12 protein-coding genes are annotated in these 14,745 nt (G+C 68.0%); all 12 read right to left on the bottom strand.

From position 1 onward, the window contains the following. Nucleotides 1–39 precede the first annotated feature (39 nt). From ACIBL3_RS45835 to ACIBL3_RS45780, 12 genes are read right to left on the bottom strand one after another with little or no spacing between them, the layout of a single operon-like run. Nucleotides 40–975 carry an MBL fold metallo-hydrolase gene (locus tag ACIBL3_RS45835; protein WP_396360344.1) on the bottom strand — a complete coding sequence of 312 codons (936 nt, stop codon included), beginning with the start codon at nt 973–975 and terminating at the stop codon, nt 40–42. Nucleotides 976–978: 3 nt separating this feature from the next. After that, complete coding sequence (locus ACIBL3_RS45830) at nt 979–1,752, bottom strand: enoyl-CoA hydratase/isomerase family protein (protein WP_396360343.1); 774 nt, start codon at nt 1,750–1,752, stop codon at nt 979–981. After that, nucleotides 1,745–2,839 carry a hypothetical protein gene (locus tag ACIBL3_RS45825; RefSeq protein WP_396360342.1) on the bottom strand — a complete coding sequence of 365 codons (1,095 nt, stop codon included), beginning with the start codon at nt 2,837–2,839 and terminating at the stop codon, nt 1,745–1,747. The genes ACIBL3_RS45830 and ACIBL3_RS45825 overlap by 8 nt, the downstream gene beginning before the upstream one ends. Continuing rightward, nucleotides 2,836–4,023 (bottom strand): CaiB/BaiF CoA transferase family protein, encoded by a 1,188-nt coding sequence (locus ACIBL3_RS45820; RefSeq protein ID WP_396360341.1) that lies wholly within the window; start codon nt 4,021–4,023, stop codon nt 2,836–2,838. The genes ACIBL3_RS45825 and ACIBL3_RS45820 overlap by 4 nt, the downstream gene beginning before the upstream one ends. Further along, nucleotides 4,020–4,766 (bottom strand): SDR family NAD(P)-dependent oxidoreductase, encoded by a 747-nt coding sequence (locus tag ACIBL3_RS45815; RefSeq protein WP_396360340.1) that lies wholly within the window; start codon nt 4,764–4,766, stop codon nt 4,020–4,022. The genes ACIBL3_RS45820 and ACIBL3_RS45815 overlap by 4 nt, the downstream gene beginning before the upstream one ends. A 5-nt stretch (nt 4,767–4,771) precedes the next feature. Further along, nucleotides 4,772–6,622, bottom strand: a complete 1,851-nt coding sequence (locus ACIBL3_RS45810; protein ID WP_396360339.1) for a right-handed parallel beta-helix repeat-containing protein — start codon at nt 6,620–6,622, stop codon at nt 4,772–4,774. A gap of 4 nt (nt 6,623–6,626) precedes the next feature. Next, the gene (locus ACIBL3_RS45805; protein WP_396360338.1) at nt 6,627–8,480 is read right to left on the bottom strand and encodes a right-handed parallel beta-helix repeat-containing protein; all 1,854 of its coding nucleotides are present in this window, start codon (nt 8,478–8,480) and stop codon (nt 6,627–6,629) included. 5 nt (nt 8,481–8,485) lie between these two features. Then, the gene (locus tag ACIBL3_RS45800) at nt 8,486–10,348 is read right to left on the bottom strand and encodes a right-handed parallel beta-helix repeat-containing protein (RefSeq protein ID WP_396360337.1); all 1,863 of its coding nucleotides are present in this window, start codon (nt 10,346–10,348) and stop codon (nt 8,486–8,488) included. Nucleotides 10,349–10,371: 23 nt separating this feature from the next. Further along, complete coding sequence (locus tag ACIBL3_RS45795) at nt 10,372–11,166, bottom strand: hypothetical protein (protein ID WP_396360336.1); 795 nt, start codon at nt 11,164–11,166, stop codon at nt 10,372–10,374. Nucleotides 11,167–11,174: 8 nt separating this feature from the next. Then, entirely contained in the window at nt 11,175–13,097 is a 1,923-nt protein-coding gene (locus tag ACIBL3_RS45790; RefSeq protein WP_396360335.1) for a hypothetical protein, read from the bottom strand. After that, complete coding sequence (locus tag ACIBL3_RS45785; protein WP_396360334.1) at nt 13,094–13,978, bottom strand: carbohydrate ABC transporter permease; 885 nt, start codon at nt 13,976–13,978, stop codon at nt 13,094–13,096. The genes ACIBL3_RS45790 and ACIBL3_RS45785 overlap by 4 nt, the downstream gene beginning before the upstream one ends. Continuing rightward, on the bottom strand, nt 13,975–14,700 hold the full coding sequence (locus ACIBL3_RS45780) for a carbohydrate ABC transporter permease (RefSeq protein WP_396360333.1): 726 nt from the start codon (nt 14,698–14,700) through the stop codon (nt 13,975–13,977). The genes ACIBL3_RS45785 and ACIBL3_RS45780 overlap by 4 nt, the downstream gene beginning before the upstream one ends. Between the last annotated feature and the right edge of the window lie 45 nt (nt 14,701–14,745).

Here is a 14,745-nt window from a genome sequence, read left to right as displayed (position 1 = left end):
TCGGCGGGTTGCGCTAGGTCACGCGGTGGTTCTTTTCAGTCAGCTGAGGTGCCAGCGGGGCTCGGCGAGGCGCTCACAGGCCAGCAGTTCGAGGTGGGCTCGGGCCATCTGGACGGTCTGCAGGCAGAGCCCGCCGAAGTCGCCCAACTGAGTACCGAGCTCACCCGCAAGCTCACGGACCGTGAGCGATCCGCGGGTCCGGAGAAGCTGCCGGGTGAAGCTGTCGACGTCGCTGACCCACTCGATGCTCTCGACGATCCGGCGCCGTCCGGCGGCCGCGTCGAGCGGGTCGCCATGCGAGGGCACGAGAACGTCGAAGTCCAGCTCCAGCAGGCGATTCAGGCCGTCGCGGTAGTGGTTCACGTCGGTGTACAGCGGAGCCAGCCAGGTCTGGCTGTCCAGGAACGGCCGGCCCCGACCCTGGACGTCGTCGAAGGTGAACAGGGTCCGGCTGGGCTCGTCGAGGACGGCGATATGCCCCGGGCTGTGCCCGCTGGTCGTGACTACCTGTAAACGCCGATCGGCCGGAAGAAGGTCGCCGTCGCGCAGCAGGATGTCCACCCGGACCCGGTCGTCGAGTATGCCGAGAATCTCGGTCCGCTCCCCCTCCGACAGCTCGAGAGCGGCCGGATCAGTTCCCCACAATTCGGTCAGCAGCCGATCGTTGTCCTCCAGCCACCCGGCCTCCAACGCCGGCGCGGCGAACCGTGTGCCACTGTGCTTCTTCAGTACGGCGTTCCCGCCCATGTGATCCGGATGCGCGTGACTGTTGACCACGAGCGTCAGATCGCCCAGCCCGAGTCCGAGCGCCGCCAGCTCCGGGGCGGTCGCGGCCTCAGGCGTGGACGCGATCCCGGCGTCCAGCAGCACGAGCTCCGAGCCCGCGTCGATGACGTGCAACCACAACGGCAGCCCGCAGACGTGCGGGTAGTCCGTCGCCAGCTGATGGATCCCTGGGGCGATCTGGGTCGGCATCGCTCACCGTCCTTCGAAGATTCCGGTACGACGCTCCGCGAAGGCCGCCCGGCCTTCGGCAGCGTCGCGGGTTCCGAGAGCCACCGCCTGCAGCTCCCGCTCGTACTGGATGGCCGGCTCGAGGCCCATCGACAGGGCGGCCCGCAGGTTGGCCTTGGCTGCCTGGGCCGCGATCGGCGGCCGCTCGGCGATCCGGTGCGCCAGCTCGGTAGCCGCAGGCAACAACTCGTCCGCGGGCAGCATTCGGCTGACCAGGCCGATCCGCAGCGCCTCCACGGCGTCGATCGGATCGCCGGTCAGCAGCATCGTCGCCACGTCACTCGCCGCCACACTCGCGGCGAGCAGCGCGGTCACTCCACCGCCGCCGATCCACCCCAGCTTGATCTCCGCCGCGGCAAAGCTGGCCGTCGAGGCGGCGAGCCGGATGTCACACGACAGCGCGAGCTCAAGCCCACCGCCGTACGCGTAGCCGTTGATCGCGGCGATCACCGGCGTCCGCAGGCTGCGGAGGGCGTCGCAGTAGTCACGGCGATTGCGGAAGTGCCACGGGCCGTCGTAGCGGTCGAGCTCGCCGATGTCGCTGCCGACCGAGAATGCCCGGTCGCCGGCGCCGGTCACCACGACCGCGCGGATGGACGGGTCCTCGTCGATCCGCGGGATCAGCTCGAGCAGCTCGGTACTCATCGCGCTGGTGGCCGCGTTCAACTTGGCCGGGCGGTCGAGGGTCAGCAGCCCGACTCCGCCGTCGGTGTCGAAACGGATCCGGCCGTCATCCATCGCTCGCCCTCCGGTAGTCGTCCTCGATCCGGTCGACGGCCGTCGCCACGTCGACCTCGTTGCCCAGCAGTTCGCGCACTCGCGACGACAGCTCGTCCTGGAAGGCGATCCAACCGTCGAACCGCGGCCGCACGTACGACGTCGTCAGCGTGCCGAGCGTGGCTGAGTAGTGCCCGTTCCACGCCTTGTCCACCACGTCGGACGCCCATACGGCTGCGGTCGCCGACTGCCCACCCACCGTGGACACGATGTCGAGCTGTACGCCGACATCCAGCAAGGCACGCACGTACTTCGTCACGGCCAGAACGCGGGTGTAGGCGTGCGGAGTCACCGCCAGACCAGTGCCGCCGAGCGTGCCGTTGCCCAACCGGTCCGCCGGACGCATCCGTGGAGCCGCCGACCAGGCCAACGGCATGCGGTCCGCCGAGTCAACGCCGTAGTACGCATAGCTGTAGACCAGCGGGCAGCACACCAGCTCATTGCTGGCGGCAAGCAGCTCGTGGATCCCGATCGGGTCGAGCTCGGCAGCACTCTGGTCCGACCGGCGCCACACAGCCCGCAGCAACTCCACAGCCTCAACCGCACGCGCCGGATCGAGCAGACCGGCACCCGTCCGATCGCCTGCCAGACCGAGGAGCATCAGGCCCGCATGTGGTCCAGCGACGCACAGCACGACGCCAGACAGGTCCAGGACGTCGGACCAGGACGCAGGAGGGACGTCGAGAAGGTCAGGACGGTAGAGGCAGGTCTGCGTGGCCGCATCCAGCGGCAACGCCCAGCCGTGACCGTGCAGCCGATAGCTGTCCCACGTCGGCTCCACCGCGCGTTCCCGCCACACCTTGAGATCGCGCGCCGCGAACACATCCTCCACGGGCAGGATCGCCCCAGCCTCGATTGCCGCACCAAGGCCCGGATGATCCACAACCAGCAGGTCGTAGCGCTCGGCCAGCTCCGACAGCGGCGTGGACTCGAAGCCGGACAGCGGCTGCCGGTCCCACACCACGTGGACGCCGGCCGTCTCGAAGGCCTCCAGCGGTCGATATCCGCGCGGATGGTCCCAGGTCAGCCCGCGCAACTGGACTGTCACCGCGACACCACCACGCCACGCCGTACCAGTTCCTCACGGCGTTCGGTGGACACACCGAGCTCGGACAGCAATTCGTCGCTGTGTTCACCGGTCAGCGGCGCGGGTCGCCGTACCACTGCCGGTGTCTCGCTGAAGCGGTACGGGAAGCCGGGCGTCGTCACGGTCCCCTCGGTCGGGTGCTCGTAGGTCACGAACGACTCGTTGTGCAGCACCTGCGGATCCGCCTGGAGGTCGGCGTACGAGTAGACCGGTCCGCACCAGATGCCGCGCTCTCGCAGCTTCGTCAGCCAGTAATCCGTCGACTCGGTCCGAAGCGCCGCAGAGACTGCCGCGGAGATCTCGTCCCGGCGGACGAAACCGTCCCGCTCCGCGTCCAGCTCACCCAGCGACGGCGCATCCAGCACCTCAGCCAGCACTGACAGCTCGGCAAAGGCGAGCGAGATGTAGCCGTCGGCGGTGCTGAAGATGCCATAAGGCGCACGGATGTAGCTGTGCGCGTGCACCTCTTCCGAGCGCGTTTGTGGGACACCGCCGACCGTGTGGACCGACAGTTCCTGCATCTGCATCGCGATCACCGCGTCCAGCATGTTCACCTGGACAAGCTGGCCTTCGCCGGTGCGCTCGCGATGCAGAAGCGCCGCGAGCACACCCTCGAACGAGCTGTAGGCGGTGACCGCATCAGCCAGGAAGTACGGCGCTGCCACCGGCGGCTCACCTGGTCGACCAGAGCTGAACAACGCACCGCTCATCGCCTGCACGAGCAGGTCCTGACCGGGCCACAACGCGTACGGACCGGTCTCGCCGTACCCGGACACCGAGACGTACACCAGGTCGCGTTTCAGCGCGCGCAGCGTCTCGTAGTCCACGCCGAGCCGGGCGGCGACGCCCGGTCGGTAGTTCTGCAGGAAGACGTCGGCGGTACGCACGAGGTCGTAGAGCAGCTCACGGCCTCCGTCGGACTTGAGGTCGACGGCCAGGCTGCGTTTGTTCCGGTTGAGGGACAGGAACGACGCGTTCACCTCGTTGCCGACGGCACCACCCGCGGCCGTGTGCCGCTGCCACTCGCCGGTGACCGGCTCGACCTTGACCACGTCCGCGCCGAGATCGCCGAGCCGCATCGCGGCCAGCGGGCCCGCCATCGCGACCGAGAGGTCGAGCACGCGGTACCCGGACAGGATGCTCATTGGGCCGTCCACCCGGCGTCGACCGGCAGTACCGCGCCCGTGATGAACGACGCGTCGTCGCTGGCCAGGAACGCGATCGCGGCGGCCACCTCGGCCGGCTGACCGATCCGGCCGAGAGCGTGATGCCGGTCGACCATCGCCTGCATCGCGCCCGGATCGTCCTCGCCGCCGACCTTGCCGTTGCGGATCAGCGGGGTGTCGATCAGGCCCGGCGCAACGCAGTTCGCCCGGACGTCGTCGCGACCGTGGTCGAGGGCCATCGCGCGGGTCAGATTCTCGACGCCGGCCTTCGCCGCGCAGTACGCCGACCGGTTGCGCTCCCCGACCGTACCGATCGCCGAGGAGATCGTGACGACCGCGCCATTGCCCTGAGCAATGAAGCGGGGAAGCACCGCCCGGCAGGAGTTGTAGACGCCGGTCAGGTCGACGTCGAGGATGGTCCGCCACTCGTCGGGACTGGTGTTCGGCACGGTATCGCACACGTCGACTCCGGCCGCGCTGACCAGCACGTGGACGGCGTCGAGCGAGGCGACCACTTCCAGTGTGCGCTCCAGATCGGTGACGTCCAGCTCGATGCCGGTGCCGCCGAGCGACTTGCCCAGCTCGACGGCCGCCGTACCGTCGCGGTCGCAGACCACGACCGTGCCGCCCTCGGCGGCGATCCGGTGGGCCGTGGCCGCGCCGATCCCGGAGGCTCCTCCGGTGATCAGCGCGACCTTGCCCGCAAATCGTTGCGTGTCCATTGACCTCAGGGCTTCTGGTAGGGGAAGGAGGGCAGTACGCCGATCTGGTCGTACTGCATCCGGGAGTCGTCGAACCCGTCCTCCCAGCTGACGTTCTCGAAGGTGTCGCACGGACCCGCGGACGGCCCGTGGTACGGGTCGCTCTCGGTGTTCGTCACCTTCACGTCGGAGAACGCGAACCCACACCCGCCGAAGTCCATGTGCACGCCGTACGGCTTGCTGTCCGGCATCGACGGGTCGGCGTTGGCGTCGTCGATGATCAGCTGCGACACGGCCGCGTCCGGGGTGTACGGCGGCTGGTTGCGGACGCCGTACGCGTAGAACGGACCGGTGTCACCGCTGTCCTTGGCCAGGTGTGACAGCCGGACGAACTTGACCGTGTTGCCGCTGGTGTAGTTGTCGGCGTTCGGGATCTCGGGCCGCGACTCGATGCTGATGCCGTACCGGGCGCCGTGCTCGACGACGGTGTGGCTGATCTCGTTGCGGCCGCTGTTCATGATCTCGACACCGGCCGAGTCACCCGGGACGAGCTCGCCGACGTGGTGGATGTAGTTGTTGGTGAAGACGTTGCTATGGGCAAGGTCACCCTCACCCGGCCAGCCGCCCTCCACCTTGATGCCGTCGTTGCCGAGATGCTCGAGCAGACTGTCCGAGACGGTTGTCTTCTCGTTGGCGAACAACAACTCGATCGCGGTGAACCCGGTCCGCTGCATATGTAGGCGGGTCAACTTCAAACCGCGCGTGTTGGTCAGCGTGATCGCGCCCCACCGGTTCCGTGGCAGCTCGATCTGGGTGTCGTACTTCGGGTACTTGTGCCGGAACCCGGAGTCGCCGGTGCCGTTCCAGCCGTACCGGTACCAGTCCATGAAGTCGGTGTTCTGGATGGCCAGGCCGTCGAGCGTCAGGTTCTCCACCCGCCGGCTCGTCGACGCTCCCGCGATCGAGAACACCTGCGTGACCGTCGGCCGCATCACCTTGACGCCGTCCATCGTGCCGCCGCGCGGCTTGTAGTACAGCGTCTTCGCCGGGTAGTCCAGGTAGTACTCCCCCGCCTGGTCGAGCAGGCTGAGCGAGTTCTGCACGAAGTACCGCGAGCCGCCGCCGGAGTTGATGAACCCGTACCGCGCCGGGTAGATCAGCGTGGTCCGCCGCTTGGTGTGGTTGATGTCCAGCAACGGCACCGTGTCGGTGAACCACGACCAGGACCCACCCGACCAGACCGTCACCTGCGCCGGCCACGTCGTACCGAGCCGCAGATCCCACGCTGGATCCCAGTCACCGGTGTTGAACCCGATCTGGTCGCGCACCGCCTCCTTGGTCGGGTCGAACAGGATCGACCGCAGGTACGGCGCCCACTCGTCGTCCGACCGCCGGTTCGGGTACCGCGCGGTGGTCGCCCGGGTGCCTTCGGCGTAGAGCGTGTAGAACGGCTTGTCCACGTCGACCGGCGCCTTGAAGATCCCGTCCCGGTACGGCGTCCAGCCGGTCACCTCCGCGGCTCCTTCGAACACCGCCTTCCCCGGTCCGTCCACACTCCGGTAGGTCACCCCGGAATCCCGGTCGTCGAAGCTGATCGTCTTGTCCACCCGGTAGGTCCCGGCCTTCAGGTTCACCACCGGGGCGCAGGTGAGCTGCCGGATCCGAAGGGTGTCACGAGCATGCTCAACCGTCTTCCACGGCTTGCTTTCCGTCCCCGGAGCAGCATCACTGCCCGACGGAGACACCCAGAACGACGGGCAGCCGTTCTCACCGGCGGCCGGTGTGGCGTCGGCGCCGAGCGCCGACACCCCGACGAAGGCGGCGGGCACCACGAGTCCGACCGCGAGGCCGATGATCAGTCCCGATCGCGTCGACATCCCGTCACCGCCCTTCCACGTCGTACGGGAAGCTGGGCAGCACGCCGATCTTGTCGTACTCCATCTTCGTGGCGTCGAAACCCTCCGCCCAGTTGGCGTTGGTCACCTGGTTGCACTTGTACGACTGGTACTTGTCGTCGGTCACCTGGCCCACCTCGATGTTCGCGAAGCTGAACCCACAGCCGCCGGCGTCCATGTGCACGCCGCGGGTGCCGCTGTCCGGCATCGAGGCGTCCGGGATCACGTCGGTGATCACCACCTGCTCGACCGTGTTCTGGACCGGATGTGGCTCCTGGTTGTCGATGCCGTAGGTGTAGAAGGCACCCATGTCACCGCTGTCCAGACCGGTCTCCTCCAAGCGGATGTACTTGAAGCTGTTGCCGGTGGCGTACTGCTCGCCGTCCTTCACCTCAGGCCTCGACTCCAGGCTGATCCCGTAGCGCGCACTGTGCTTGACGACGACGTGCGAGACCTCGTTGTCGCCGGTCCCCAGGAGCTCGATTCCGGCCGCGTCGCCCGGCACCAGTTCGCCGACATGGTCGATGTAGAGGTTGGTGAACGTGTTGTGGTGCGCGACGTTGCCCTCACCCGGGTACGGGCCCTCGACCTTGATGCCGTCGGCGCCGATGTTCTCCAGCAGACTGTCGGCCACGCGAACGTGGTCGTTGGCCGACAGCAGGTAGACACCGTGGTAGCCGGTGTCGCGCAGGTGCAGCCCGGTCAGGTCGACGTTGCGAGTGTTCGTCAACGTCACGGCACCGAACCGGTTCCGGGTCATCTCGATCTGCCGGTCGTACTCCTTGTACTTGTGCTTCTGCCCCGAGTCACCTGCGCTGATCCAGCCCGAGCGGTACCACTGCATGAAGTCGGTGGACGCGATCCCGAGTCCGTCGAACGCGACGTCCTGCAGCCGGCGCGTCGGGGTGGCACCCGCCAGCGACAGCACCTGCGTCTGCGTCGGACGCAGTACCCGCTTGCCGTCCATCGTGCCGCCGCGCGGCTTGTAGTACAGCTCCTTGGTGGCCCAGTCGAGGTAGTACTCGTCCTCGGCGTCGAGCAGGTCCAGCGAGTTCTGGACGAAGTACCGCGACCCGGCCCGGGAGTTGATCATCGCGTACCGGGTCCAGTAGTCCAGGATGACCTTGTTGTCCTTCCAGTCCGCGTTCTTGATCGGGACCGTGTCGGTGAACCAGCTCCAGGATCCGCCCGACCAGATCATCAGCTGGGCCGGCCAGTCGGTGTAGCTGTTCAGGTTCCAGGTCTCGTTCCAGTCGCCGTCGGTGTATCCGACCTGGTCCCGGACCGCCTCCTTCTCCGGCTCGATCAGCACCGACTCCAGGTACGGCGCCCACTCCTCGTCGGACCGCCGGTTCGGGTACCGCGCCGTGGTGGCGCGTTCGCCGTCGACGTACAGCGTGTAGAACGGCTGGTCGATGTCCACCTTCGCCTTGAAGATGCCGTCCTTGTACGGCGTCCAGCCGGTGACCTCCCGCGCTGCCTCGAGCACGGCCTTGCCCGGCCCGTCGGCGCTCCGGTAGACGACCTTGTGCCCGTTCGACCCGGAGTCGCGGTCGTCGAACTCGATCGTCTTGTCGACCTGGTAGGTGCCGGCCGTCACGTTGACCACGAGGTCACACGACAGGTGCCGGTTCAGGTTCCGCGCCCGGATGGTGTCCCGGGCGTGCTCGATCGTCCGCCAGGGCTTCGACTTCGTCCCCGGCGCCGCGTCCTCGCCGTCCAGCGAGACCCAGAACGACTGGCATCCCGCGGTCTGCTCGGCCGGGCGGGCGCTGAACGCCGTACCGGCTCCGACCACTCCGAGGGCTACTCCGATGACCAATCCGCCTAGTACGCGCATCGAGGTCACCGCCCCGCCACGTCGTACGGGAAGGTGGGCAGCACGCCGATCTTGTCGTACTCCATCTTCGTGGCGTCGAAACCCTCCGCCCAGTTGGCGTTGGTCACCTCGTTGCACTTGTACGACTGGTACTTGTCGTCGGAGACCTTGCCGACCTCGATGTTCGCAAAGCTGAACCCACAACCGCCCGCGTCCATGTGCACCCCGCGGGTACCGCCGGCGTCCGGCATCGACGGGTCGGGGATCACGTCGCCCACGACGAGCTGCTCGACGGTGTTCTGCACCGGGTGCGGCTCCTGGTTGTCGATGCCGTAGGTGTAGAACGCGCCCATGTCACCGGAGTCCAGGCCGGTCTCCTCGAGCCGGATGTACTTGAACGAGTTGCCGGACGCGTACTGCTCGCCGTCCTTCACCTCGGGTCGCGACTCCAGGCTGATGCCGTAGCGCGCGGAGTGCTTCACGACGATGTTGGAGATGGTGTTGTTGCCGGTGTCCATCAGCTCGATCCCGGCCGCGTCACCCGGCACCAGCTCGCCGATGTGGTCGATGAAGACGTTGGAGATCGTGTGGTGGTTGCTCAGGTCCCCTTCACCCGGCCAGCCGCCTTCCACCTTGATGCCGTCGGCGCCGATGTTCTCCAGCAGGCTGTCGGTGATCCGGGTGTGGTCGTTGGCGAACAGCAGGTAGATCCCGGTGAAGCCGGTGTCGGACAGCCGCAGCCGGGTCAGGTCGATGTTGCTGGTGTTGGTCAGTCTGATCGCGCCGAACCGGTTCCGCGGCATCTCGATCTGCCGGTCGTACTCCGGGTACTTGTGCTCGACGCCGGCGTCACCACTGGACACCCACCCGTTGCGGTACCAGGTCACGAAGTCGGAGTACTGCACCCCGAGCCCGTCGAACGTCACGTCGTGCAGCCGGTCCTGCGGCGACGCGCCGGCCAGGTCCAGGACCGTCTTCACGGTCGGCCGCAGCACCCGCACGTTGTCCATCGAGCCGGACCGCGGCTTGTAGTAGACCTCGCCGGCCTTGTAGTCGAGGTAGTACTCCCCCGGCTGGTCCAGGAAGCTGAGCGAATTGTGGAAGAAGTACCGGGAGCCGCCGCGGCTGTTGACCATCGCGTAGCGGGTCCAGTGCTTCAGCGTCGTCTGGGTCTTCTTGAAGTTGGTGTCCAGCAACGGGATCGTGTCGGTGAACCACGACCAGGAGCCGCCGGACCAGATCGTCACCGAGGCCTGGCTCAGGTCCCAAGTGGGGTCCCAGTCACCAGGTGTGCCCCACATCCAGTTCCGGACGTCCATCTTGTCCTCCTCGTAGAGGATGGACGTCAGATACGGCGACCAGGTGTCCTCGGTGCCACGGTTCGGGTACCGGGCGTTCGTGGCGCGCTTGCCGTCCTCGAACAGCGTGTAGAACGGCTTCGCCGGGTCGACCTTCGCCTTGTAGATGCCGTTCTGGTACGGCGTCCAGCCGGTGATCTCCTCGGCTCCGGACAGGGTCGCCTTCCCGGGACCGTCCACGCTGCGGTAGACCACGCGGTGCCCGTTCTTGCCGGAGTCGCGCTGGTCGAACCCGATCGTGGACGTCACCGGGTACTCGCCGGCCTTCAGGTTGACGGTGATGTCGCAGCCCATCCGGTCGTTGAGCTGCTTGGCCCGGATCTCGTCGCGGGCCCGGGTGATCGTCTGCCACGGGCTCTTCTCGGTGCCCTTGGCCTGGTCGTTGCCGTCGGGCGCCACGTAGAACGTCTCGCAGTTGGCCGCGCCGGCGGGTTGGGTGTTCAGCTGGACGGCCGCGACTGCCACCAGGGCAGCAGCGACCACCCCGGCGCCGACGCTCAGCGTCGTACGCCTGGTTGTGGGTTGGGACATGGTGGGCGGTGTCCTCTCAGGGATCAGTCGCCGGCGCCGTGACCGTTCTGGTCGCGCCAGCGCTCGTACTCGAGGCGGGTCTTCTCGGTGAGGGGGTAGTAGTCGCGCAGGGGTGCGCCTTCGTCGATCCGTCGACGGCTGAACTTCTCCCAGGCGTCGTGCTCGGCAGCGGCTTGGACGACGGCCTCCGCGCGCCGCCGCGGGACGACGACAGCGCCGTCGTCGTCGGCGACGACCAGGTCACCGGGCAGCGTGAGCACACCGCCGACCGCGACCGGGACGTTGTAGGCCCAGGGGAAGAGCTCGGACTGGGACGCGTAGTGCGGGGTGGCTCCGGTGGACCAGATCGGGACGTCGAGCTCGGATACCCGCGGCACGTCGCGGATCCGGCCGTCCACCACGATTCCGGCGCCGCCGCGGAGCTTGAAGTAGCGGACCAGCATGTCGCCGAAGCAGCCGGTGGTGTGGCTGCCGTAGGCCTGGACCACGAGCACGTCGCCGGGCTGGACCTCGTCGAGCACGGCCCACAGCGCCGTGCTGCGCTCGATGTATTCCTGCGTCTGGCCGTCCGCGATGTCCTCGCGCTGCGGCATGAACTGCAGCGTGAGCGCGCGGCCGACGACCTTCTTGCCGGGGAACATGCTGCTCGGCCCGTCCATGAAGGTCCGGCGGATGCCCTGTCCGTGCAACCGGGCGCAGGCGGTGGCCGACCCGATCCCGGACAACCGCGACACCAGCTCGGGATCCAGGGCCGGCGGGTTCTCGCCGCGCACCGGGAGGTCCCAGACAGGGGCCACGGGGGCTTGTTCGATGCTCATATGTCTCCTCAGTCAAGCGCCACGTGTGCGGCGCGATAGGCGTTACGGGTCAACCGCAGGTCGAGCCGGATGGTCCGGCCCGGCGGCATCGTGATCTCGAGTCTGTTGCCGCCGACAACGACCGTCTCGGTACCGGGGGCGGGCGGCGGCGAGGTGTACGCCGGGGACGGGCCGGGATACCCGCCGGTCCCGGAAGTCACCGTGGTCACGACGGCCTCGTCGATGCGGTCGGTGCCGAAGCTGCCGGCCTGGACGATCACGCGCCGGGTCTGGGTCGCCGACAGGTTGACCAGCTGCAGCCCGGTGCGGTCCGGCTCGACCGTGTCGACCAGCGCGGCGACGTCCGCCGGGAGACCGGGACGGCCGCGCTCTGGGTCGAGGTACAGCACGCGCAACGGCAGCAGGCCGCCGTTGTAGAGGAGTTGCGGCGTACCGGTGGTGAGCTGGAGCAGGGCCTCGGTCGCGACCGGGTTGTGCCGCTGCCAGTGGTGGATGTTCATCTCCGCCGGGTCGACGGTGTCGACGGCCATCAGGTCCATCCGGCGCTGCACCTGGGACAGCGCGACCCCGAGCATCGCCTCGGGATAGCCGGGGTTGTCACCGGCCAGGTAGGCGAGCCAGGGCGCCTCGTGACCGGCGTCCTCCTTGTTCCGGAAGTCGCGCACGGTCCGCCAGTCGTAGCCGCTGCGCTCTCGCAGCTGTTGCAGCCGCTGACGGTCGGAGGACTCGAAGGCCGCCTGCCACAACCACATCGGCAGCCCGAGCTGCGGCGGCTGGTAGTCGAACCAGCCGTCGTCGCCGTACCGGTTCGGGATCAGCAGTGTCGGTTCCGCGCAGTCCGGACCGAGCTCGGCCTGCCAGCGGTCGCGGATGCTCAGCTCGGTCTCGTCCACGGCGGCTGTGATGCCGCGCTCGTACAGGTGATCCAGCAGCTGCCGCGCGATGTCGAGCCGCTGCGAATCGCCAGTCAGGAGTACGCCGTTCAGCGCCGCGATGCACGCCGCGGAGCCGACGCTGTAGACGCCGTGCGGCCAGTTCCAGCCGTAGTTGCCGCCGTACCAGCGTCCGTCGTGCAGCTCGCCGACCTCGCCGCTCGGTCCGACGTTGTCCGGGAGCAGACCGCCGTTGGCCGCGGCGCGCTCCTGCCACGAGTCGAGGTACTCGAGTGTCCAGGCCGCGAACCGGTCGTTGTGGTCGTAGAGCCAGGCGTTCGCGGTCAGCGTGGTCGCGGCGAGGTTGACCGCGACGTCGCCGGCGCCGAGCCGGCGGATCATCTCCGCGCCCATCAGGTCGGCCTTGGCCGGGTCCTTGAGGTCGTCCCAGGTCTCGATCCCCTGCACGCCGGGCAGTGGCAGCCCGAAGATCCGCATGTTGGTGAGGTCGGCGCCATACGTTCGCCACTCGTCGTTGATGCCCCAGCGCGGGCCACCGCCGCCGTTGTGCGGGGCGCGGATCGTGCGGGTCGCCGGGTCGTAGTTGCCCGCAGGTGAGCCGGGCAGGTAGAGCTCGGCGAACCGGTACGCGCGTTCGCGGAACACCTCGTCACCCGGGTCGGCGGCGCACAGAGAGTAGAAGAAGATCATCGACTCGCCGATGTGGAACCAGTCGTAGCCGCGCTCGAACTCGTCGATCAGGAACCCGAGGTCGGTCAGCTGACGGGTGACACCTTCCCAGTGCCACTTGGCCACGTCGATCAGGTCGTCCGCGCCGCCGAGCTGGTAGAGCACCGGCCAGTTCACGAACGCCTCGTAGAAGTCGTCGGCGCCGTCGCGGCTCGGCACCGGACCGGCGTACCGGAGGCTGCCGTCGGGCAGGCAGTAGCGTTCGCGGAACAGCCACCAGCCCTCGTCCATCACGTCGAACAGGCGGCGCTGCATGATCGCCCACGCGGGCGGGCTGCCGATCGGGGTCTGCGCAACGATGGTCGTCATCCCTTGGTCGCTCCTGCCGTGAGGCCGCTGATCACGTGCCGCTGCAGCAGCACGAAGACCACCAGCAGTGGCGCCACCGCGAGCAGCAGTGTCGGGAAGACGACCGTGTAGTCGGTCGAGTACTGGCTGACCGCCGCGTACACGCCGGTGGTCACGGTGTAGAGACCGCTGCCCGGGCCGAGGATGATCTGCGGGTTCACGAAGTCGTTCCACACCGAGAAGGTGTTCAGGATCACCATCGTCACCACCGCCGGCTTCATCAGCGGGAACACGATCGACCAGAAGATCCGGTGCTTGCCGGCGCCGTCCACCGCGGCCGCCTCGTCCAGGCTGGCCGGGATCGTCATGATGTAACCGGCGTACAGGAAGATCGAGAACGGCAGCGTGAGCGTGGTCTCGAAGAGCACGAACCCGGGGATCGTCCCCATCAGCCCGAGGAACTTCAGGGTGTAGACGACCGGGATGACCAGCACCTGGCTCGGGATGAACGTGCCGGCCACGAACAGCAGCAGGAGCACCCGGTACCGGCGTTCGCTGCGCCGGGCGATCACGTACGAGACGGGGCCGGCGAGCGCGACGGACAGCACGTTGACCAGGACCACGAACAGCGCGGTGACGCCGTACCCCTTGAGGATGTTGAAGTCGGGGTTGGTCCAGGCCTTCTGCAGGTACTCGGTGGTCAGCAGGTCGGGCGACAGCGAGAACGGGTGCCTGAGGATGTCCTGCTGCGACTTGAACGCGCTGACCACGAGCAGGTACATCGGCACCAGCATCAGCACGCTGGTGACGACCAGGAACGCGATCCGTCCGGCGCCCTTCACCTTGATCGGCTTCGGCTGAACCACTCTGGTCTTGATCCGGGGCATGCGAATCGCGCTCACGCCTTCACCCCCTGATCCACCCGTGATCGCAGCCGAGCGACCGTGAGAGCGAGTGCCGCGGTGACGATCATCAGTACGACGGACTGCGCCGAACCGAACCCGAGCGCGTTGTTGTGGAACGAGTCCCACAGGATCAGGTAGGCCGCCGTCTGCGTGGATCCGGCCGGACCACCGCCGGTCAGCGACACGACCAGGTCGTACGTCTTCAGCAGCGTCACCAGGGACAACACCAGGTTGACCGTGACCACCGGCGCGAGCGCGGGCAACGTGACGTTCAGGAACGTCTGCCGCGCCGACGCGCCGTCGATCCGCGCGGACTCCAGCAGGTCACGCGACACCGTCTGCAGCCCGGCCAGGTACAGCACCACGTTGACCCCGAACCCGGCCCAGACCAGTACGCCGATCAGGCTCGCCAGCGCCCAGTTCGGGTTCGACAGGAACGGCAGCACCTCGGCGCCCTTGGACGTCAGCCAGCCGTTCACCACACCGGACGTCCCGAGGACGGCGCTCCAGAGGAAGCCGACCACGAGAGCGCTCAGTACGTGCGGGTAGAACAGCACGACCCGGAAGAACGCGTTCAACCGGGACGCGCCGTTCACCAGCAGCGCGAAACCGAGGCCCAGCACGCTGAGCAGCACGGTCCCGACGGCGGCGATCAGCAGGGTCACCCACCCGGCGCGGATCGCCTCCTCGCTGCGCGCGAGGTCGACGTAGTTCTGCACGGGGGGCGGCTGCGGGGGGGGGGGGGGGGCGGCGTCGCCGAGGCG

This window comes from Kribbella sp. NPDC050124 (assembly GCF_044460355.1).
In the GTDB taxonomy this organism is placed as follows: domain Bacteria; phylum Actinomycetota; class Actinomycetes; order Propionibacteriales; family Kribbellaceae; genus Kribbella.
The sequence above is the reverse complement of the archived record's forward strand: the minus strand, read 5'-3'. Positions and strand labels throughout refer to the sequence as shown.

What these genes read in the sequence shown, in the direction of transcription:
- ACIBL3_RS45835 (WP_396360344.1), bottom strand. Translation starts at nt 975, where the DNA reads ATGCCGACCCAGATCGCCCCAGGGATCCATCAGCTGGCGACGGACTAC.
- ACIBL3_RS45830 (WP_396360343.1), bottom strand. Translation starts at nt 1,752, where the DNA reads ATGGATGACGGCCGGATCCGTTTCGACACCGACGGCGGAGTCGGGCTG.
- ACIBL3_RS45820 (WP_396360341.1), bottom strand. Translation starts at nt 4,023, where the DNA reads ATGAGCATCCTGTCCGGGTACCGCGTGCTCGACCTCTCGGTCGCGATG.
- ACIBL3_RS45815 (WP_396360340.1), bottom strand. Translation starts at nt 4,766, where the DNA reads ATGGACACGCAACGATTTGCGGGCAAGGTCGCGCTGATCACCGGAGGA.
- ACIBL3_RS45810 (WP_396360339.1), bottom strand. Translation starts at nt 6,622, where the DNA reads ATGTCGACGCGATCGGGACTGATCATCGGCCTCGCGGTCGGACTCGTG.
- ACIBL3_RS45805 (WP_396360338.1), bottom strand. Translation starts at nt 8,480, where the DNA reads ATGCGCGTACTAGGCGGATTGGTCATCGGAGTAGCCCTCGGAGTGGTC.
- ACIBL3_RS45800 (WP_396360337.1), bottom strand. Translation starts at nt 10,348, where the DNA reads ATGTCCCAACCCACAACCAGGCGTACGACGCTGAGCGTCGGCGCCGGG.
- ACIBL3_RS45795 (WP_396360336.1), bottom strand. Translation starts at nt 11,166, where the DNA reads ATGAGCATCGAACAAGCCCCCGTGGCCCCTGTCTGGGACCTCCCGGTG.
- ACIBL3_RS45790 (WP_396360335.1), bottom strand. Translation starts at nt 13,097, where the DNA reads ATGACGACCATCGTTGCGCAGACCCCGATCGGCAGCCCGCCCGCGTGG.